The organism is Cystobacter fuscus DSM 2262 (genome assembly GCF_000335475.2).
In the GTDB taxonomy this organism is placed as follows: Bacteria; Myxococcota; Myxococcia; order Myxococcales; family Myxococcaceae; genus Cystobacter; species Cystobacter fuscus.
Genome location: NZ_ANAH02000015.1, coordinates 145,033 through 164,166, shown reverse-complemented (window position 1 = coordinate 164,166; position 19,134 = coordinate 145,033). Strand labels below are relative to the sequence as shown.

22 protein-coding genes are annotated in these 19,134 nt (G+C 68.5%); 13 read left to right on the top strand and 9 right to left on the bottom strand.

What is annotated here, in order from left to right; all coding sequences use genetic code 11:
* Positions 1-108 precede the first annotated feature (108 nt).
* Positions 109-882: an FKBP-type peptidyl-prolyl cis-trans isomerase gene (locus tag D187_RS26150; RefSeq protein WP_002629345.1), complete on the top strand. Its 774-nt coding sequence runs from the start codon at positions 109-111 to the stop codon at positions 880-882.
* Positions 883-961: 79 nt separating this feature from the next.
* Here the strand turns inward: D187_RS26150 and D187_RS26145 are convergent, their stop codons facing one another.
* Positions 962-1,537, bottom strand: coding sequence for a CAP domain-containing protein (locus D187_RS26145; RefSeq protein ID WP_051256549.1), 576 nt, complete (start codon positions 1,535-1,537; stop codon positions 962-964).
* 218 nt (positions 1,538-1,755) lie between these two features.
* On the opposite strand from D187_RS26145, the gene D187_RS26140 reads away from it, so the two are divergent.
* The 5 genes from D187_RS26140 (at position 1,756) to D187_RS26120 (ending at position 5,745) form a co-directional block, all read left to right on the top strand.
* Positions 1,756-2,580, top strand: a complete 825-nt coding sequence (locus D187_RS26140) for a CheR family methyltransferase (protein ID WP_002629343.1) — start codon at positions 1,756-1,758, stop codon at positions 2,578-2,580.
* 97 nt (positions 2,581-2,677) lie between these two features.
* The gene (locus D187_RS26135) at positions 2,678-3,583 is read left to right on the top strand and encodes a hypothetical protein (protein WP_002629342.1); all 906 of its coding nucleotides are present in this window, start codon (positions 2,678-2,680) and stop codon (positions 3,581-3,583) included.
* Between the two features lie 17 nt (positions 3,584-3,600).
* A complete protein-coding gene (locus D187_RS26130) occupies positions 3,601-3,948 on the top strand; it encodes a hypothetical protein (RefSeq protein ID WP_245591828.1) in 348 nt (115 codons plus the stop codon).
* Between the two features lie 16 nt (positions 3,949-3,964).
* Positions 3,965-4,504 carry a hypothetical protein gene (locus tag D187_RS50360; RefSeq protein ID WP_002629340.1) on the top strand — a complete coding sequence of 180 codons (540 nt, stop codon included), beginning with the start codon at positions 3,965-3,967 and terminating at the stop codon, positions 4,502-4,504.
* A complete protein-coding gene (locus D187_RS26120) occupies positions 4,501-5,745 on the top strand; it encodes a S1 family peptidase (protein ID WP_245591827.1) in 1,245 nt (414 codons plus the stop codon). Before D187_RS50360 ends, D187_RS26120 begins: the two co-directional genes overlap by 4 nt.
* Here D187_RS26120 and D187_RS26115 read toward each other — a convergent pair.
* The 4 genes from D187_RS26115 to D187_RS26100 all read right to left on the bottom strand — a co-directional run bounded on the left by D187_RS26115 (position 5,708) and on the right by D187_RS26100 (position 7,668).
* On the bottom strand, positions 5,708-5,977 hold the full coding sequence (locus tag D187_RS26115) for a hypothetical protein (RefSeq protein ID WP_002629338.1): 270 nt from the start codon (positions 5,975-5,977) through the stop codon (positions 5,708-5,710). The genes D187_RS26120 and D187_RS26115 overlap by 38 nt on opposite strands.
* 83 nt (positions 5,978-6,060) lie before the next feature.
* Positions 6,061-6,717 carry a hypothetical protein gene (locus D187_RS26110; RefSeq protein ID WP_002629337.1) on the bottom strand — a complete coding sequence of 219 codons (657 nt, stop codon included), beginning with the start codon at positions 6,715-6,717 and terminating at the stop codon, positions 6,061-6,063.
* 62 nt (positions 6,718-6,779) lie between these two features.
* The gene (locus D187_RS26105) at positions 6,780-7,046 is read right to left on the bottom strand and encodes a hypothetical protein (RefSeq protein ID WP_071903065.1); all 267 of its coding nucleotides are present in this window, start codon (positions 7,044-7,046) and stop codon (positions 6,780-6,782) included.
* A gap of 118 nt (positions 7,047-7,164) precedes the next feature.
* The gene (locus D187_RS26100) at positions 7,165-7,668 is read right to left on the bottom strand and encodes a hypothetical protein (protein WP_245591826.1); all 504 of its coding nucleotides are present in this window, start codon (positions 7,666-7,668) and stop codon (positions 7,165-7,167) included.
* Between the two features lie 168 nt (positions 7,669-7,836).
* On the opposite strand from D187_RS26100, the gene D187_RS26095 reads away from it, so the two are divergent.
* Positions 7,837-8,292 (top strand): DUF2267 domain-containing protein, encoded by a 456-nt coding sequence (locus D187_RS26095; RefSeq protein ID WP_002629334.1) that lies wholly within the window; start codon positions 7,837-7,839, stop codon positions 8,290-8,292.
* A gap of 35 nt (positions 8,293-8,327) precedes the next feature.
* Here the strand turns inward: D187_RS26095 and trxA are convergent, their stop codons facing one another.
* Together trxA and D187_RS26085 are read right to left on the bottom strand one after the other, a co-directional pair.
* The gene (gene trxA / locus D187_RS26090; RefSeq protein ID WP_002629333.1) at positions 8,328-8,663 is read right to left on the bottom strand and encodes a thioredoxin; all 336 of its coding nucleotides are present in this window, start codon (positions 8,661-8,663) and stop codon (positions 8,328-8,330) included.
* Between the two features lie 140 nt (positions 8,664-8,803).
* Positions 8,804-9,721, bottom strand: a complete 918-nt coding sequence (locus tag D187_RS26085; protein ID WP_002629332.1) for a LysR family transcriptional regulator — start codon at positions 9,719-9,721, stop codon at positions 8,804-8,806.
* A 65-nt stretch (positions 9,722-9,786) separates the two neighbouring features.
* Between D187_RS26085 and D187_RS26080 the strand changes: the two genes are divergently transcribed.
* Positions 9,787-10,299 (top strand): YfbM family protein, encoded by a 513-nt coding sequence (locus tag D187_RS26080; protein ID WP_002629331.1) that lies wholly within the window; start codon positions 9,787-9,789, stop codon positions 10,297-10,299.
* Positions 10,300-10,319: 20 nt separating this feature from the next.
* Here the strand turns inward: D187_RS26080 and D187_RS26075 are convergent, their stop codons facing one another.
* Positions 10,320-11,837 (bottom strand): HAD-IG family 5'-nucleotidase, encoded by a 1,518-nt coding sequence (locus D187_RS26075; protein ID WP_002629330.1) that lies wholly within the window; start codon positions 11,835-11,837, stop codon positions 10,320-10,322.
* A 111-nt stretch (positions 11,838-11,948) separates the two neighbouring features.
* On the opposite strand from D187_RS26075, the gene D187_RS26070 reads away from it, so the two are divergent.
* The gene (locus D187_RS26070) at positions 11,949-12,584 is read left to right on the top strand and encodes an START domain-containing protein (protein WP_245591825.1); all 636 of its coding nucleotides are present in this window, start codon (positions 11,949-11,951) and stop codon (positions 12,582-12,584) included.
* Here D187_RS26070 and D187_RS26065 read toward each other — a convergent pair.
* Complete coding sequence (locus tag D187_RS26065; protein ID WP_043431557.1) at positions 12,581-12,808, bottom strand: hypothetical protein; 228 nt, start codon at positions 12,806-12,808, stop codon at positions 12,581-12,583. The genes D187_RS26070 and D187_RS26065 overlap by 4 nt on opposite strands.
* A gap of 71 nt (positions 12,809-12,879) precedes the next feature.
* On the opposite strand from D187_RS26065, the gene D187_RS26060 reads away from it, so the two are divergent.
* The 4 genes from D187_RS26060 (at position 12,880) to D187_RS55485 (ending at position 18,952) form a co-directional block, all read left to right on the top strand.
* Positions 12,880-13,797 (top strand): DUF2381 family protein, encoded by a 918-nt coding sequence (locus tag D187_RS26060; RefSeq protein ID WP_081713864.1) that lies wholly within the window; start codon positions 12,880-12,882, stop codon positions 13,795-13,797.
* Complete coding sequence (locus tag D187_RS50355) at positions 13,794-15,662, top strand: serine/threonine protein kinase (RefSeq protein ID WP_002629326.1); 1,869 nt, start codon at positions 13,794-13,796, stop codon at positions 15,660-15,662. The genes D187_RS26060 and D187_RS50355 overlap by 4 nt, the downstream gene beginning before the upstream one ends.
* Positions 15,663-15,727: 65 nt before the next feature.
* On the top strand, positions 15,728-17,089 hold the full coding sequence (locus D187_RS26050; protein ID WP_002629325.1) for a M24 family metallopeptidase: 1,362 nt from the start codon (positions 15,728-15,730) through the stop codon (positions 17,087-17,089).
* A 531-nt stretch (positions 17,090-17,620) separates the two neighbouring features.
* Entirely contained in the window at positions 17,621-18,952 is a 1,332-nt protein-coding gene (locus D187_RS55485) for a putative sensor domain DACNV-containing protein (protein WP_155893581.1), read from the top strand.
* Positions 18,953-19,134: the final 182 nt, after the last annotated feature.

Genomic DNA, 19,134 nt, shown 5'->3' with positions numbered 1-19,134 from the left:
CCGAGGGAAAAGTTAAGGATGGCGAGCTTTGCCGCCGAGCTGGCTTTTTTTTGTATAAGGGCGCGCGGACGGGTGGCGCTTGCTGCCCTGGAGAGAAAGGCAGGACACATGCGGAAGATTCTGGTGGTGGCGGCACTGTTCGCCGTGGCGGGTTGTCAGCCGCAGGGAGCCAACAACGCCGGGGGGGCCAGTGGTGCCGGCGCCAACCCGCAGACGGACGAGCAGAAGACCTTCTACGCCCTGGGCGTCACCCTGGCGCGGCAGATCCAGGTGTTCGACATGTCGCCCGAGGAGCTGGAGTACGTCAAGGCGGGTCTGACGGCGCAGGTGACGGGCAAGGAGCCCGTGGTGGACATCCAGGCCTTCGGCCCGAAGCTGCCGGAGCTGGCGCGCACCCGCTCCACGGCGCGGGCGGAGAAGGAGAAGGTGAAGTCCAAGACCTTCCTGGAGGAGGCGGCCAAGGAGTCCGGCGCCGAGCGCACCGAGTCGGGTCTCATCTACAAGACGCTGACCGAGGGCACGGGCGCGCAGCCGACGGCCAGCGACATCGTGAAGGTGAACTACCGGGGCACGCTGCCGGACGGCAAGGAGTTCGACAGCTCCTACAAGCGCAATGAGCCGGCCCAGTTCCCGCTCAACGGCGTCATCAAGTGCTGGACCGAGGGCGTGCAGAAGATGAAGGTGGGCGGCAAGGCCAAGCTCGTGTGCCCGTCGGACCTGGCCTACGGCGACCGCGGCACGCCGGGCATCCCCGGTGGCTCGGCGCTCGTGTTCGAGGTGGAGCTGCTGGACGTGCAGAAGAACGAGCCGCCCCCCGCGCCGCCCGCTCCGGAGGGTCAGCCGGCGGCTCCCGCGCCGCAGGGTCAGCCGGCCAAGAAGTAGTCCGGCTCACGGCTCCTCGAGCCGCCCGCACGGGCCCTCGTTCCTCCCCGTTGTGAAGGGGAGGCGAGGGCCCGTCGCCTTAGTAGGGCTTCTGTCCCACGAAGTTGCCCGGAGGCGAGTAGTTGCACACCCAGAGCTGCCACTTGGGGAACTGCGCGCCGAAGGGGGAGTTCTTCGTGCAGGTGACCGTCGCGCACCCCACCTGGGTGCTCTTGCGCCACACCACCTGGGTGTAGTGGCCGCACACCTTGCCCGGCGCGCACTTGTTGGTCGAATGGGTGTAGTCGGCGGACTCGCCGACCCAGTCGGCCACGATCTGTGCAGTCGTCTTCGAGCCCGCGGGCGCCGCCGCCGCGAGGTTCTCTCCGTAGGGGCCGCGCTTGGGGTTGTGCTCGAACTTGCACTGCTTCGCGTACGTCCGCGCCACCTGGGCGGCGTCCTCCGACCAGGTCAGGGCGGGCAGCGCGGGCTGGGGGGTGGGCTTCGCCGCCCGGCGGGCCCCGTTGTGCGCGGCGAGCATCTCGGTGGCCAGCGGGGTGGTGGCGGTCCTGGCGGAAGCCTTGGGCGCGGCCTCGCTCTCGCCGCCACACCCGAGGGTGGCCCAGGCCAGGTAGCCCAGGGACAGGACGAGCAGGGAGGATCGGAACAGGGGCATGTCGGACTCCAGGGGCTCCTCGCACTTCAGGTGGAGGGGCGATTCATGGCAAGGATGCACTCCGAGGATGGGAACACCCTAGCGCCTCGCTCCTGCCCCGGGTCGACCTTGGACTTTTCGAACGACTCCCTCGCTGGTCTCCGTCCGGCCGTGGCTCCCCGGGACGCCCACGCCATGGTTGGAAGTGCTCCCGGCGCGCGAGTGAATGCGAGCCCCGGATGACGGACGCCGAATGCCGGGAGTTGTTGCGGTGGGCCGCGCCGCGCCTGGGGTTGCGCGAGGAGGGCTTTCGCCGGGTGCGCGCCCAGGTGTGCAAGCGCGTGGGCCGGAGGATGAAGGCGCTGGGGCTGTCCGGCCTGGACGCCTATGTCGCGCGGCTGGAGGCGGATCCGGCCGAGCGGGCCGTGTTGGATGCGCTGTGCCGCGTCACCATCTCCCGCTTCTACCGGGACTCGGCCCTCTTCGACGCGCTGCTCGAGCCGCTGCTGCCCCAGGTGCTGGCGTCCGCGCGCGCCCGGGGGGAGTCCTGCTTGCGCGTCTGGAGTGCGGGGTGCGCCAGCGGCGAGGAGCCCTACAGCGTGTCCGTCCTCTTCCGGCGGGGGCTCGCGCCCCGCTTCCCGGATTTCCGCCTGGAACTGGTGGCCACGGACGCGGACGCCTCGCTCCTGGAGCGCGCCCGGCGGGGTTGCTACCGGCGCGCCACGCTGCGCGAATTGCCCGCCGCGTGGCGGCACGAGGCCTTCACCCCGCTCGGGGACGAGGACTGTCTGCGGCCCGAGTACCGCGAGGGCCTCGACTTCCGCCGGGAGGACTTGCGCGAGCACATGCCCGAGGGCCCCTTCCACCTGGTGCTCTGTCGCAACGTGGCCTTCACCTACTTCGCGCCCCCCGTGCAGCGGCAGGTGCTGGCGCGGCTCCTCACGCGGCTGCTCCCCGGGGGTCTGCTCGTGCTCGGTGCCCACGAGTCCCTCCCCGAACGGGTACCGGGACTCACGCGGGCCGCCGGGCCGGACCTGTCCCTCTTCCGTTGGGAGACGCCGTGACGGGCTGACGCACCACGACTTGTCTGAAACCCGATAATTCCCGTACAGGTGATGCTCTCTCGCTTTCTAGGAAAACAAGCGGAGGGGGTACGAGCGCATGCGGAACTTCCTGGGTGTAGTCGTGGCGATGATGCTGGGGGGCTGTGGCGGGCAGGTGGGAGAGGGGATGACTTCGGATCAGCCGTCCGGTGCTTCGGACGGGCTGTCGCTGACGCGGGGGCCGGAAGGGGCCTCGGGCCGTTTCACGCACGGGGGCGTGGAGGCCCTCTTCTCCTCGCGGCAGGTGGAGCCGGGTGTCTTCCGCCTCGAGGTGCGGCACAACGGCATGACGCTCACGGGCCTGGTGGACACGGCCAACGGCGTGTCGTCGCTGGATGGCTTCGCGGAGGACAGTGGCCAGGACACGCAGATGCTGGATGGGGACCGGGAGCTGCTCTCGGCCCTGTACGCGGCGCTCAACGCGGAGCTGCCGGCGGGCGCCGCCCTCACGCCCGAGCTGAAGTACCTGCGTCGCGCGGTGGGCCTGTGGGCCGAGCACCCGGGCTCGGTGCAACTGCAGCGCACGGTGATGGGCGAGCAGGGCCGGGGCTACACGATGTTGTGCAGCTACGCGAAGTGCAACGGCCTCAACACGGGCAGCTGCAGCTCCTACAACTGGTACTCGTACGCGAAGCACGACTGCCAGCATGGCGGCTCCGATCTGGCGAAGAACCAGCAGATCGCCCAGCTCGGCGACCACGGGACGTGCAGCGGGGACGAGCTGTACCTGAACAGCAGTGGCAGCTGGGTGTGCGGTGAGCCCGACCACTTGAGCCGTCCGAAGGTGCGGGGCAACTGCTTCGGCCGCTGCGGCGGGGGTTGTGGCGGAGACACCCAGTACACGGTGGATGCCACCAACCATGACGGCTGTGTGCGCAACGGCCACGCGCTGGCCAGTGCCTACTGCGATGACCAGTTCGCCTCCGCGAGCGACGACGAGCTGTACGCCCCGGACTGCTACTGACGATGCGGCGACCAGGTTTGGCATTGCTCATGGGGGCACTGGTGGGTTGTGCCCCCTCGACGGCGAGCAAGACCGAGGCCGCGCGTGAGACCGTGCGGCGCTTCTTCACCGAGCTGCCCTCGGGGGACTGCGCGGTGCTCGGGCCGATGCTCACCGGGGAGGGGGGGTCCTCCTGCCAGGAGACGGTGGCGGACTTGATCGCGCACGGCTTCTCCCTGGTGGAGGTGCTGGACGTGAAGGTGGATGGGCGCGACGCGGACGCGGTGATGGTGCGTGCGCGCGTGGCCCGGGATGGACGGGTGCGCGAGCAGCCGATACTGCTGCGCGTGGAGCGCCACCCCGAGGGTTGGAAGCTGCGTCTGTAGACAGAAGGATCGTGTGATGAATCCCCGCTTCCGTGTCGTTGTTCCGCTCGCCGCGTGTCTGGTGTTGGGAGGCACGCTTGAGTGGGCGCTCCGGGACATGTCTTCCGCTCCGTCTCCGGAGACGTCCCTGGCCGTGCCTTCCGCTTCCGGTCTCCCGTCGTCCGTGCCCGGGCCGTCCGTGCCGTCCCCGTCCGTCGAGTCCGGAGCGGCGACGGGTCCGGCCCCCGCCGCGAGTCAGGCGCTCGCGGCGAGGGAGGAGCCGCCGCCGGAGTCCGAGGAGGCGGATTCCCCTCCACAGGAGAATGATCCCATCGAGCCGGAGCAGCCCCAGACTGCGGCGTGGCGCCACGAGAAGCTGGTGCGCATCACGCAGCTGCTGGATAGGGACGTGGAGCGGCTGGAGGCGGAGCGCCAGTCCGCGAGCGCGCGAGGGGATGAGACGGAGTCCCGGCGGCTGGCGGTGCAGCTCGCGCGTCACCGGGTGAGGTTGGGCTCGCTGCGCGAGGAGACGGCGGTGATGGCGGACGCGGCCCGTCAGGAGGAGCAGGCGCGGTGAGGGGGGGCAGGCTCCGGTGGCTCGCCGCGTGGGGGGGGCTGTGGGGGGCGAGCCTCGGCGCCTGCGCGCCTGTTTCTTCCGAGGTGGACGGGACCCTGGCCTCTCGGGGGGACGCGGTGGTGGGAGGCACGGAGGCACCCGGGGATGGGGCGGTAGTGGCGCTGGTGGCCCGGCGGGTGCGCTGCTCGGGGGAGTCCCTGACGCTGCTGTGCTCGGGGACACTCATCGCCCCGGACGTGGTGCTGACGGCGGCGCATTGCCTGGACGTCTTCGGTCCGGAGGGCGCCTATGAGGTCTTCTTCGGTGCGCGGTTGCCGTCGGAGACGCACACCGAGGGGCGCTTCGTCCGGGTGGCGCGCGCGGTGCGGCACCCGGACTATGAGCGGGAGACCCACGCCCACGACGTGGCCCTGTTGCGCCTGGCGGTCGCGGTGGAGGTGCCCTCCCCGCGGCTTCCCGGCCCGGGCGAGGACGTGCTGACGCCGGGCGGGGCCGCGCGCGTGGTGGGTTTTGGCGACACGCGGGACGCAAACGCGCTCCCGGGAGTGCGGCGCCAGGGGGGACTGCGCGTGACGGAGGTGCGGCCGGACGCCTTCCTCGCCGGGCCGGATCCCGCGATGAGCTGCGTGGGCGACAGCGGCGGGCCCGTGCTGGTGCGGGACGCGGAGGGCGGCGAGGTGCTCGCGGGCGTCACCGTGAGTGGCGACTTCGCCTGCCAGAAGGAGGCCGTCAACCTGAGGGTGGATGCGGTGCGCGACTCCTTCCTCCAGCCCTTCCTCGACGAGCGCCCGGAGCCGCCCGGCCGGGGGCTCGCCCTGGACGCCCTCTGCACACAGGCCTGCACGCGTGACGCGGACTGCCCCGCGGGCCTCGCCTGCGCCGAGACGTCGGACGCCTCGCGCCGCTGCTTCCTGCCCGCGCTTCAACCGGGAGACTATGGCGCCCCGTGCGCCGAGGACGCCCAGTGCGGAGCCGGGGGTGTGTGCGCGCGTCTGGAGCCCGAGGGCGATGACTCGTGCCGCTGTTTCACCCCGTGCGCGGAGCCCGTCTCCGAGCCCCCTTCCGAGCCCCCTTCCGAGCCTTCCAAAGGGGAGGACCTCCCCCGGGGCTGCATGGGCGCGCCGGGCCCGGGAGCTCTGGCGCCGGGAGCAGTCGCCGCGTGGCTGTACCTCCGCCGGGGGCCGCTCCCGCGAGCGCGGCGGGCTACCGGGCGTTGCCGCGCTTCATCTTGCGCCGGGTGACGGTCCTCTGGGTGGGCCGGACCTCGGTGGTGGCGGGTCCGTGTCCCACCGGCTCCGTCATGGCGGGCCCCGGGGTCGCCTTGCGCATCAACTTCTGCCGGCGCAGGGCCGCGGCCTGATCTCGCGGAACGGTCTTCTTCCCATTCGTCGCCTGCCGGTTGGTCTGCGCCTCGTCGACGCTCGTCATCCGCCGCGGATTCTTCGTTCCTGCCATTCGAGTTCTGACGGCCATGGCTGCCTCCTTCCATGGAGGTAGGGACAGCCCGGCCGTTTTTCATCCTCCGCCTTCGCTCTCCCTCGGTGCCCGCTCGCCCCTCAGCGACCCATGGCCGCCGTGGCCGTGGGACAATCCGCCACCACGGCCTGGGCCTGGGCGTCTCCACCCGCCGCCTCGCGCACCGCGCGGGACACCGCGTTCTCGCACCGCGAGGGCGAGGGCGTCGCCCGTCCATGGCAGCACCGCCACCCATCCAAGGTCTTTAGGTAGCGAAGGGTCTCGCTCCGGGTGGGCTCCACCATGAACCACACCGCGGCGAGCGCCAGCACCAGCCAGGCTCCCTTCCACGGCAGCCCCCCGCGCCAGGGCGGCACGGACTTCGCCTCGAGCCCGAGGCGACGATCGAAGACGCGGCGCTGGAGGATGGGGGAGACGATCAGGTCCACCAGGGCCAGGGGCACCCGGGCCGCTCCGCGCGAGACCCCGGGCGTACCGTCGCCGCGCACCAGCCGCAGGCCCACCAGGGCTTGTCCCAGCGTCCACCCGCTCAACCCCCCCACGAGACACACCACGCACCACACCCCCGCCGTGACGGCGATGAGCCGTCCGGGAGTCCGGTTCACGTCCAATGCGCGCAGGAGCCCCCACCCCAGCAGCAGCGAGAGGGCCACATCCAGCAGATCGCCCAGCCACTGTCGCCCCAGGTGGAGGGTGTCGGCGGTCTCGACGTCGGAGGAGAACAGCGAGTCGCTCATTCTCCCCCAACATAGACCGCTCGCGGCCCGCGTCCCGATTTGTTGCGTCGGGAGGGCGTTGTCTACCCGCCACTGCGGCGGATGTGCATCTGGCTGGGTGGCTTCTTGCGCCCGTTCACCGACGTCGCCAGCCGGGGCGTCTTCGGGTGGTGGGGCTCGGCGGCCGGCCCCAGCGTCACCCGCTCCAGCAGCCGCTCCCGGCGCAAGAGGGGGATCTCATCATGGAAGGGGATGGCTCTGCCTTTGCTCGCCTGCGGACTGGGCTGCGCGGCGTGCACGCCGACCTGCCGCCGGTTCTTGATTCCCACGATATCCGTTCGAACTGCCATGTGCGCTCCCTTGGACTGAACGTGGACTTCAGGACAAGGTGGGGCGCGAGGCACGGCGGTGTCACCCCGGGGAGAAGCGCCGGGGGGCCTGAACGGCTGCTCGCGGGGGGCTTTCCCGTCAGGACTTGCGGCGCTTGCGCTTGCCGAGCACGTCGGGCGGAAACAGCCATCCGTCCTCCTGGACGGGGGCGGGCTTGGGCGCGTTGCGCGGCCGCTCGGGCTTCTCGTTGGCCGTCTCCACGAGTGTCGCCTTCACCTTGCGGTTGGCGGCGTGGGGCAGGGCCTTGAGGGGCGGCAGGTTCACCTTGCGGCAGTTGCGGCACCATGACTGCGGGCGGCGCTCGCCCCGGATGACGCGCGTGCCGAAGTCCTGCTCGGTGGGGCCCACATGGCCGCAGCGGGGGCAGCGCGAGAGCGCCGTCTTCCCCACTTCCTTCTGCTTCTCGCGGCCCAGTTGCACCACGAGCTTCAGGGCGGCCGCGAACCCCGGCTTCGGGGTGGCCTCCTGCTTGCGGGCCCGCTTCTTCCGTCCGCCCCCATTGAGGACAGGCATCAGATAATTCTCCCCGAGAAGGTTGCCCTGCCCCAGGATGCTCAATGCGCCGTTGGTCGAGTGGCTCACGGCGTCCTTCATACTAACCGAGTCTGACATGACTTGCTGATCGTCGAGGTGGCCTGCCCGCTGCCCAGGCGGCCTGGCCCTCCCCCCTGCCCTGGCGCGCCCCGACCCCACCCCATTCCCGGCCGGAATGAGCACCTTCTCCAGACACCCTTTCGCGAGGAGCGTCACGTGTCTGACACCCCACCGGGCAATCCCCTGAGCCGTGGTGACAAGCGTCCCCCCTCCCGGCCCGGGCCCTCTTCCGCCGCTTTCACCACGTCGCTGACCCAGGAGGGACGGCTGGACCCGGCCCTGGCCGAGTGCGCGGCCGTCTCGGTCATCACCGCCCTGCTGCGCAACCTCGAGCTGGACGAGGACCAGGAGCCGCAGGGCCACCTGATGCGCAAGCTGGTGGAGTTCCTCCCCACCCGGGACGCGGGCAAGGACTCCCCGGAGCCCATCGCGGGCCAGGAGGCCCTGTTCACGTGCGTGGCGCGGGAGCTGCGCCTGGACGTCTCCGCGGTGGAGCCCCTGGTGCGCACCGTCTTCCAGACCCTGCGCGGCTTGCTCTCCGAGGGCGAGTGCCAGGACGTGGAGCGCAGCCTGTCCTGGGACCTGCACTACCTGTGGCGGCGCACCCAGTAGGACGCCTCGGGAGGGGCGCGCCCCGGCGGGGGGCTTCAGGGCGCCTGGAGGAACTTCTCCACGGCGCCCTCCAGCTTCTGCCGGGGCTGGGCCCCGACAATCTGTCCCACCACCCGGCCCTGCTTGAAGAGGAGCAGGGTGGGCACGGAGCGGATGCCATACGTCTGGGCCGTCTCCGGGTTCTCGTCGATGTCCAGCCGCGTCACCTTCATCCGGTCCTTGTTCGCGGTGGCCAGGGCCTCCAGCGCCGGGGTGAGGGCGCGGCAGGGGGCGCACCAGTGGGCGGTGAAGTCCACCAGCACCGGCCCGTCCGCCCGCAGCACCTGCCCGCCGAACTCCGCGTCCCTCACGTCGATGATGTCTCCCGCCATGGTCTTCTCCCTCGTGTGTGGTGTGGGAAGAGAGATAGCGGTGGGGGCGGGCGGGGACGAGGGCCCGGCGCGCGACGGATTGTTGCGTGAAGAGCCCCCTACCGGGGCCCATCTACCGGGGCCCATCTACCGGGGCCCATCTACCGGGGCCCATCCTCCCAGGGCAGTCCCGGGCCGCCCCGGGTGAGGGCCTCGAGGAAGACCTTCACCTTGGCGGGCATCCGCTGTCGGCTGGGATGGACGGCGTAGAGCGCGAGGCCCGGGGGCGACACCGCCTCCAGCACCGGCACGAGCGCGCCGGCGCGCACGTCTTCCGCGACGAGCACGGTGGGCAGGCGCACCAGCCCGAGCCCCGCCCGGGCCGCGGCGTGGCCCGCGCGCACGCTGGGCACCTGCAACCTGCCCGTCACCGGCACGGTGCGCGCGCCGCCCGGGCCCGTGAAGAACCACACCTCGTCCGTGCCCGGCTCCGCCACCAGCACGCACTCGTGGTGGGCGAGCTCCTCGGGCGAGCGGGGCGTGCCGCGCCGGCCGAGGTAGGTGGGGCTCGCGTAATAGCCGGTGCGCACGTGGCCGAGCCGGCGCGCCACCAGGGCCGAGTCCACGAGCGGCCCGGTGCGCAGGGCGACGTCATACGCCTCGGCCACGAGGTCCACGTGGGCGGGTGCCAGGGACACCTCCACGCGCACCTGGGGGTGGCGCAAGAGGAAGTCGGCGATGACGGGCGTGAGCAGCTCGCCGAGCAGCGAGAACGTGGCCACGCGCAACGTGCCCCGGGGGATGTCCCGCGCTTCGCTCATCGCCTGGTTCACCGCGCGGGCCTCGGCGACGAGCCGCGCGCAGTGCGCGTGGTACTCGCGCCCCGCTTCCGTGAGCCTCAGCCGCCGTGTGTTGCGCTCCAGCAGGCGCGTGCCCAGGCGCTCCTCCAGGGCCGCCAGCCGCCGGCTCACCGTGGACTTGCGCAGGCCCAGCCGCGCCGCCGCCGCGGTGAGGCTCCCCGTGTCCGCCACCTCGGCGAAGACGAGCATGTCATCGAGCAATGGGGGCGTGGGGGACACGGGCGTGGGTAGCCTACCCAGTGTCCGCTGGCCCCGGGGTGGATCTTGGGGGATTCTCCCGGCCCATGAGCATCAATGGAAACTTCCGGCGTGTGAGCGCCGACCAGTTGCGCGCCCTGCTCGCCTCCCCCGAGCAGCTGAACGACCTCCTCGATGACTCCGAGGTCCTGGACGACGACGCCTCCTCCAACGCCGAGTACCTGCCCATGGAGAAGAACTGGCAGGCGCTGCACTTCCTGCTGACGGGAACGGCCTGGGAAGGCTCGCCGCCGCTGAATTTCATCGGCGCGGGTGGCCAGCCCGTGGGCGACGAGAGCTTCGGCTATGGCCCCGCGCGCGCATTCACCCCCGAGCAGGTGAAGGAGATCTCCCGGGCGCTCGGGAGCGTCGACGGGGAGGCGCTGCGCCGGCGCTTCAATGCCAGGAAGATGGACGAGCTGGAGATCTACCCGCAGGGCTGGTCGGACCACGCCGATGAGGAGTCGCTGGAGTCGCTGTTCGAGGACTTCGACGCGCTCCAGCGCTTCCTGCGCGAGGGCGCCGAGCAGGGGCAGGCCCTGCTCGTGTTCCTGAACTGACGCGCCCGGCGAAGCGCCCCTCAGGCCCCGCCCGTGTCCCCTCCCCCCGTGTCTCCTCCCGTCGTGGGGTGCGGGAAGACGGGCGTGCCGCCGGGGGTGCTCGGGTCGTGCGGGAGGCTGCCCCGGGGGCTGCGCAGGTAGACGAAGGGCGTGGCGAAGAGGAAGTTGCTCACCCGGGACGTGTAGATGTCCGCGTAGCGCTCCACCTGGCGCGCCAGGTGGCTCTTGTCGTTGCCCGCGCGGGTGAGCAGTCCCCAGACCGGGTTGGACAGCTCGCTCGCGGCGCGCGCCATGGGTCCCAGCTCCGCGTCGAGCGCCTCCTGCTGGGCGCGCAGCTCCAGGGAGCGCGCGTGCAACTGCTCGTCGCCCGGCAGCGACTCGTCGCGCGCGGTGTAGCCCAGGCGCCGCCGCTGCAACTCCAGCCGCACCTGGCACGCCTCGGCCTCCAGCCGCTCCTTCTGCTGCATGCGCTCGGCGAGCCGCGTCTCGGTGGTGCGAAAGGCGCTGATGGCGCGGATCTCGTCCTCCAGCTCGCGCAGGATGAGGGCGGTGCGCCAGCGCAGCGCGCTCTTGCTCACGTGCACGTCGCCGAACATGTGGTCGCCCACGTAGAGGATTTCATCCCCGCTCATGCCCAGCGAACGCTCCACCTCGCTCGCGCTGCCGCCGAAGTAGGGCACCCCGGGCTTGAGCGGCCCCGAGTGCGGACGCAACAGGCCCTCCTGTCCCGCCACCGTCACCACCTCGAAGAGCGAGGAGCGCGTGGTGAAGAACTCGGGCTTGCGCGCGCTGACGATGACCACGTCGAACAGCTCGCGCCACGTCATGCCCTGGGGCAGGTGGGGGTCGAACGCGGCGTGCATCATGGGCAGCGTGTACGCCCACTCGCTGTTGGTGATGAGCAGCAGCTTCTTGCCCGCGTGCTTCTGATCCAACAAGGCGAGCGGCGTTTCCGGATCGGCCTGAACGTAGCGCGCCGGGTTGGCGATGATCTCCGCCTTGAGCGCGCCCTCCATGTGGGTGGCATCGAGGCTGCGGCGCACGTGCTCGTAGAGGTCGTTGTAGCCCATGGGCCCCTCGAGCTTGTCTTCGTCCAGCAGGTCCACCAGTTGGGCGTAGAGACACGCCTCGGACAGCGAGAAGAGCGTGTTGAGGAAGATCCAGCGCCGCTCGGACAGGTCGATGACGGTGCGCATGTATTCGTCGCGCTGGGACTCGAAGCTCATGGGCCGGGTGCCGTGCAGCGCCTTCTTCACGAAGCCGAAGCGGTTGGCCTTGATCAGATTGCCCTTCTCGGTGTCGATGATGAGCCCGCGCATGGCGAGCACCGGATCGAACGTGAGGTGCGCCACGGGCCAACCCTGGGCCGCGAGCCGATCCCTCATGTACTCGTACGCACGCTTCTCCCAGACCTCCACCTTGTAGTGGATGAGCGTGTAGTCCATGTCGTACCCGATGGCCTTGATGGCCCGCAGGTTGAGGGTGCGGTTGCAGAACAGGCCGCGCTCGGGTGGGGGTGCTTGCAAGTGGCCAATCATGGCCACTTCGTGCCCTGGACCGTGACAAAAGTCACTGTTTCTGGCGTGGTGGGTGTTGGTGGCGGGCGGGACAGCGGACAATCGCTCCGTCTCGAATCAGGGGAGATGAACATGCGGAATTCGCTAGGGGTGTCGCTCCTGGTGTGGGCGGTGGCGACGGTGGCGGTGGCCGAGGAGAAGTGGGAGACGGTGTCGACGGGAGCGGTGTCCATCCGCGTGCGTCTGCGGCCGGACATTCCCGGAGGCCGCGAGGTCTGGGCCGAGGGCAGCATGGCCGTGGGTCTGCCCCACGTGCAGGCGGCGTTGCGCAACCACGCGACCTTCCGCCAGTGGATGCCTTATGTGACGGAGTCGCGCGTCCTGGAGGAAGCGCCCGGCACGCGCCTGACGTACACGCAGCTGGACTTCCCCCTCATCTCCAACCGCGACTACGTCCTGCGGGTGGTGGAGGAAGAGGGCCACGCGGAGGACGGGACGGTCACGTTCCTGCAACGCTGGACGCCGGACAACGAGGCGGTGCCCGAGCGCAGCGGCGTGGTGCGCTTGCGCCACAACTCGGGAAGTTGGCTCTTCTCGCCCCTGGGCGAGGACCGGGTGCGCTACGTCTACCGCTTCACCGTGGAGCCGGGTGGCTCCATCCCCGGCTTCCTCGCCGGCGTGGGACAGAAGGACGCCGTGCTGGACACGGTGCGCGCGGTGGAGAAGCGGGCGCGCCAGCTCGCCGCGCAGAGCAGCGCGGCACCCTAGGTATTGTAGATGGTCACGGCCTCGCGGGTAGGGCGCTCCGGCTGGGCGGGGGGGCGCTCGCGAGTGGCAGGACGCGGCTTGCGGTTTCCCAGGAGCCCCGGAAGCGGGGCGCCCGTGGCGCATCCCTCGAGCAGCAGCAACAGGAGCACTCCTCCAACGACACGGAGTCGAGAGCCCTGGACGTTCTCGCGCATGATCTTCTCCCCCTCTTGGTGCGTCCTCATGGAGCATCGTTGACTCATGGGGTGCGTGGCAATTCGGGCCACGCGGGTCCGTTGGAAAACGGGCGGAGAGGATGGCGGAGGTCATCCCGGAGGGAGTGACCGCAGAAGTGGTTTTTCTCTTGCCGCCTCGAGGGCCTGCCCGTACTGTTCGCGGCGTGCGCCCTGGGGCATGGCTTCTCCTGTCAATCCTGGCCGCCCCTCCTGCCTCCGCATGGGAAGAAGCGGGAGGGGCCGTGCTCCAGCGGCGCACGCTCGTGCATCCCTCGAATCCCGGGCGGGTGCCGCCCCTGGAACTGCACGTGGCGGTGGGGGTGGCCACGCTCGTGTCGTTCGCGGAGTGCTCGCGGCCCGAGGTCCTGGACTTCGAGCGGGGTCATCCCTCCCTCCGTGTGCTCGACGTGGGCGGGGGCTCGTTGATCCTCTCTCCTTCCGCGGATCTCGCTCCGGGTGAGCGGGTTCCACTCTTCGTGAGCACCGGGCCCGGTGCCGAGCCGCTGCGCTTCGTGCTGGTGACGCGGCGCGATGCGGTGGATGTGCGGGTGCAGGTGGTGCGGGCCGCGTCGGGCTCCGACGAGGACGGGGTGGACGGCATGGCCCGGAGCCTGCTCGACGCGCCCGGGGCCCAAGCCACGCTCGACCTGCCCCAACGGGTGGCGGAGATCGACACCCGGAATTCTCGGGGCCAGGTTGATTCCGTGCTGTGGCTGGGACGGCGCTTCTTCGCCACGGTGTCCGCGAGGGGCGGCAACAAGAGGACTCCTCCCTGGCCGCTGGCCCAGGTCCGGATGCGGGCCACGCTCCCGGACGGAGAGGTGTGGGAATGGCCCGCGCGTCTGGTCTCGGGGGTGGCGGGTTCGACCTCCCAGCGGCACATCGCGACGGGCCTGCTGCCAGGGGGCGCCTCGGGAGTGGAGCTGGCGCTGGATGAAGCCGAGACCCCTGGAGTCTTTCAACCGTTGTCCCGGAAGGAGCCGAGCACGTCCCCATGAGCCCACCCCAGCATCCCCATGAGTTGCGCGCGGGAGACTTCGTGCGCGACTTCCGCATCGTGCGTCGGTTGGGGGTGGGAGGCTTTTCCTTCGTCTTCCTGGTGGAGCGCGGAGGACTCCAGTTCTCCATGAAGATGGCCGCCCGGCCCCTGTCCGCCGAGGACCCGGATCAGGTGGATGCCTGGATGCGCCGCGAGGTGGCCTCGATGGACCATCTGGTGGGTCATCCCCTGGTGTTGCCGGTCTTCGAGTGGAGCCGGTGGCCGGATGCGCGGACGGGCTACGCGTACTTCCTCACGACCTACGTTCCGGGAGACACCTTTCATGTCTGGCGTTGGCGTCGGCGCGCCTCGCTCCATGAGTCCGTGGGGGTGTTGAGCACGCTCGCGCGGACGCTGGAGGTGCTGCACTGGCGAGGCGTCTGCCACCGGGACCTCAAGGCGGACAACGTCCTGGTGCGCGAGGCGGATGGCGAGCCCCTGCTCATCGACTTCGGTTCGTCGCACCTGCCCGGGGCGCGGACCCTGACGGAGGGGGTAGCGCCCGGGACGCTCTACTGCCAGCCACCCGAGGTCGTCTCCTTCCTGTTCTCCGACGCGCAAGTGCCCGGCGCCCGCATGCGGGCCCTGCCCTCGGCGGACCTGTATGCCTTTGGCGTGCTGCTCTACGAGACCCTCACGCAGTGCCGGCCCTTCAGCAACCGCCTGCCGTTGTCACGATTGCTCATCGCCATCGCCTCCATGCCCGTGCCGGATCCCCGGCGGTTCGACCCCTCGATTCCCGAGCCCCTGGCGGCGCTGGCGATGTCCCTGCTGGAGAAGGATCCCGCGAAGCGTCCTCCGAACGCCGAGGCGGTCCGGTTGGTGTTGGACCGGCTCCGGGCGGAGGGCGCGAACACCGGGGTCTGGAGGGCTCCGTCGAAGCTGCCCTCCGAGTGCGCGTGGGGACGGGAACTTCCCGAGGAGATGGAACTGCTGAACGAGGCCGAGGAGGTACTGCACGCCGCTCTGGAGGCGCGGCGGCCTCGTGAGGGACGGAGGCGGACCGGTGCGAGGCCGGGGCGCCTCGCCGCCCTGGCGTTGGTGCTTGGAGTGCTCGGGATAGGGTGGATGTGCCTCCGCGTGGCGCATCCTCCTGGCTGGGAGGAGGGCGCTCGCACGGAGCCCACCGCACCGGTTCCTCCGGTGCCGTCCGAGAAAGGATCGCAGCCCGTGCCCTCCTCCCTTCGTCCCGAATCCACCCCCGACATCACTCCGGTGCCGCTGCGCTCGCGCCGGTGCGCGCTGCTCACGGGCTTGCTGGGGGTGTCCGCCGCGCAGCTCGCCGGATGCGCCACCGTGCCCCGGCAGCCCGACCCCGCGGGCTATCTCTCCCGGTGTCCTCCCGAGGCCCGCGCCACGCCGGTGAAGCTGGGCATCAAACCCGACGAGCATCCCTCCTTCCTGACGCCGACGTCGGGGACTCCGGCCTCGGACGAGCGCATCGAGGATGGGGGGCCGCTCAACCTCAAGCCGGGTCCCGTCTCCGCCGACATGCTCGTGGAGATCAAGGGGAAGGAATTGTACGTGACGATCTTCGGTGTGGCGGAGATGAGCCCCAACCGCGTCCACATGCGGTTCGACCGTCTCCGCATGCCCGAGGGCGCCGAGTTTCCCATCTGCGGGGTGGCCGTGGACGGCATTCACCAGTACGGCATCGCGACCTGGCAGAAGTACGCCATTCCGGGAGCGGGTGTGGATCCCTCCCGGGTGGACACGACGGGGGGCGGCGTGACGCTCAACGACCCGCGCTTCGAGACGGTGTTGCAGGGGCCCGAGGGCTATGAGGTGCCCCCCATCCGTCTGGCCCCACCGGACTGGCGTTGAGGACGGGTCCGGAGGCTGGCACGGGCCTGTATCCTGGGGCTCCCCTTCACCTGGGAGTCCCCGAGATGAAACGCTGGCCCGCCCCCTGCCTGCTGCTGGCCTTGAACGTGGCGTGTGCCACGGCCCGGCCGGTCTCCGTGGAGCCGGAGACGCCGCGGCTGCTGTCCTGGTCCGAGCAACTCGCCGTGCGCGAGGCCTGGCTCGTCCGGCGTCACGAGTCGTTGCTGCCGATGATGCGCCATCACGGCGTGGGCATGTGGATCATCGTGAACGAGGAGTTCCACGATGATCCGCTCACCCCGTACGTGGCACCGCCGCGGCCCTACGCGGGGCTGCGGGACGTGTTCGTCTTCATCGACGCGGGCGAGCAGGGGCTGAGGAAGGTGGCCCTGCCGAGCTACCGGGAGGAGAACCTCACGCGCTTCTTCGAGGTGCCGGAGGAGAAGCGCGAGTCCAAGCAGGTGTTGGGCGAGCTCTACGCGCGGTACCAGCCGCGCACCATCGCCCTGGGCATCGAGGGCAAGCGGGGGGTGACGCACAGCCTGACGAGGGATGGGTATGCGTACCTCGTCGAGGCGATGGGGCCGGAGGCGGAAGCGCGCTTCACCAGCGCGGCGCCGCTCATCGAGGAGTACCTGGACACGCGCATTCCCGAGGAGCTGGAGCACTACCGGACGCTGGTGGCGCTCACGGAGCGGGTGGTGAAGCGGGCGTTCTCGGCCGAGGTGGTGAAGCCGGGGGTGACGCGGGTGGGGGACGTGCGCCGCTGGTTGTACGACGAGCTGGGGCGGCGGGGCGTGGGGACGTGGTTCCAGCCGGATCTGCGCGTGCAGCGCCAGGGAGGGGCGAACGGGACATCGCGCGGCTTCCTGGCGGTGTCGCCGGAGGACGTGGTCATCCAGCGGGGGGATCTGCTGCACGTGGACTTCGGCATCAGCTACCTGGGGCTGCACAGCGACTGGCAGAAGATGGCCTACGTGGCGCGCGAGGGGGAGAAGGACGTGCCCGAGGGGTTGAAGCGGGTGCTGGCGAACACGAACGCGCTGCAGGACGCGCTGGTGAAGGCGTCGCGTCCGGGCCGCTCGTCGGCCGAGGTGTACGAGGCGGTGATGGCGGAGATGAAGGAGAAGGGGATTCAAGCGCAGGTGTACTCGCATCCGCTGGGCAACCAGGGGCACGGGTTGGGCGCGTCCATCGATTTCCGCTCCACCCTCCGCAAGGAGGAGCCCAAGCGGCTGCGCGAGGGCTCCTACCTCGCGATGGAACTCAGCACACGCGCTCCGGTGGCCGAGTGGGACGGGCAGGAGGTGTTCGCGATGGCGGAGGACCCGGTGTACCTCACCCCCGAGGGCTGGCGCTTCTTCGTGCCGCGGCAGGAGGCGTACTACCTCATCCAGGGAGACGAGGGCCGGGCCGTCCCTCCCTGAAACGCCCGTGCGGGGAGTCAGTCGAGGAAGCGGCGTTCCCAGCGGCGGGTGTCTGTTGGGGTGACGCCGCTCCAGAGTACTCGCCGGTGGTAGAGCCAAGGGCTCCACGATGTGCGCTAAGCCAATGGAAGGAATTTTTGTCGGAGGTTATCGCTGCCCAGGCCAAGAAATTGGATCCCTATTATGACTGTGTCAATATGCACTCGATATAGCAATTGTCTTAAGTTCATTTTTTGCATGTAGTCAGAACGGGTGAGCGGAAAGCAGGGTGGCCAACCTTTTGGGGCTTGGCGAAGCAGTCGTTGGTGTGGCTGGTATCGATTAAACTACCTTCTGCCGGGATGCTCCATCAAACAGGGTTGAGGTTGTTTGATCACAGTACCAGCCCTGCCCGGATTGACGGAAGGCTCGTTCCAAGGACTTTGGCAGGTGCTTCTTGTTCTTTCGTGCTGATTTGTCGCCTACTGCGATACTGGTCCAGTATACATATTCTAGATCACTCTTGTCCTCTTGTCCTGGTATGATGTTCGTATGAAACACGTGCAACCCACTGACCTCATTGCTCCCCTTAAAAAAGCTTGGCGCTCTTATCGCACCTTGATGCAACCCAAGCCGCGCATTCCCAGTGATAAAGTTCTTCGTGAGTGTCTTTCGGTTGCGTTCCAGGCCAGCTTTAAAACGGAGGAGCATCGTCGGACTGTGTTCCGCTTGGCGTTGCTTCCCAGTACGTATCAGTCGCCGAATCAGTTTCTCTCGAAAAATATATCTCAGACGACGGTTGTCCCATTTAAAACACCGCGTCCCTTGTCAGTAGGCGAGTTGCTTCGACTTGCTCCTGCTACCGATCCAACAAAAGTCCTGATCGCTGTTGATCCGACTCCCAGCGCTCCGGGCGAACAATTATCAATTTGGGGTCTTGTCGATACAGGGGGGTCTTGGTGGAGTTTTGCTCGTGGTGAGGCAGACATGGGTTACCCGCCACCTACTGCGGTTACCATCGCTTCGTTTGAGCCAGCGTCTCTACTTATTTCTACTGAAGGTGTGCTCCTCATCGGCTTGCGGGATGGTCAACTCGTTGAGCCGTTGTCGGATGTATTGGATAAAGGTCCAATTGGCAGCTTTTTTTCGAATGGGGCGCGCTCTTTACGTGGTGAAGTTCGTCAGGAATTAGGCGCTAAGAAGATGAGTTTGGTTGATAAAGGGGATGACGGCTATTTACGTGGGTTTTATCTCGATTTGGTTTCGCGCCTGATTCAGAGAATTGCTGAGATGGGGCACGGGGGGGTGGTTATTGTTGTCCGTGATGAGATGTCCTTGGATGATACCCGACTCGCCGATCGTCTTTTTGTTAAATATCAGTGCAGTCATGATGCTGCTTGGAGTGCCGCAAAGGAGTGTCTTGTGAATCGTCAGCGTTTTCATGAGCACTCCATGAGGGTTAAAAGAGGAGCAATAAAACAAGGCGATTTTAGGCGAGGTGGGATCTTGAACGAGATGCTTGAGGAGGCGAACGAAGCTGTTGAGGAAGCTGTTGATTTTATCACTGCTCTTAGTGGGGTTGATGGGGCGATTGTAATGACAGATAGGTTGAGGGTTCTTGGTTTCGGTGCGGAGGTTGTTGCTTCGTCTCCGAGCCTTCGTGATGTGTGGTTCGCATCTTCTGCAGACGGAACTAAAGGTCGCACAGTGTCGATTGATGCCTTTGGTACGCGCCATCGTTCGGCTTTTCGCTTTGCTTCGAGCTTCGACGACGCGGCTGTGTTTGTGGTTTCTCAAGATGGTGGAGCAAAGGCGGTCAAGCGTGTTGGGTCCTCAGTGGTGGTCTGGTCGGACATTCAAATGAGGAGATTCGGCCTCTTCTGACCCAATATATCCATTGTAGATGTTGAATACTTAGTGTCCCCGGATGAACGATGATCTAGGTCGTATCGAGTGATCGCGTCATGTCCGGTGGCGCGACGGTGCTTGGAGGTGGATGGGTGGACGGTGCTCTCTCATGGATGAATCTTTGTTGGTGAATGGGAACCATGACATTTCGCACGGTG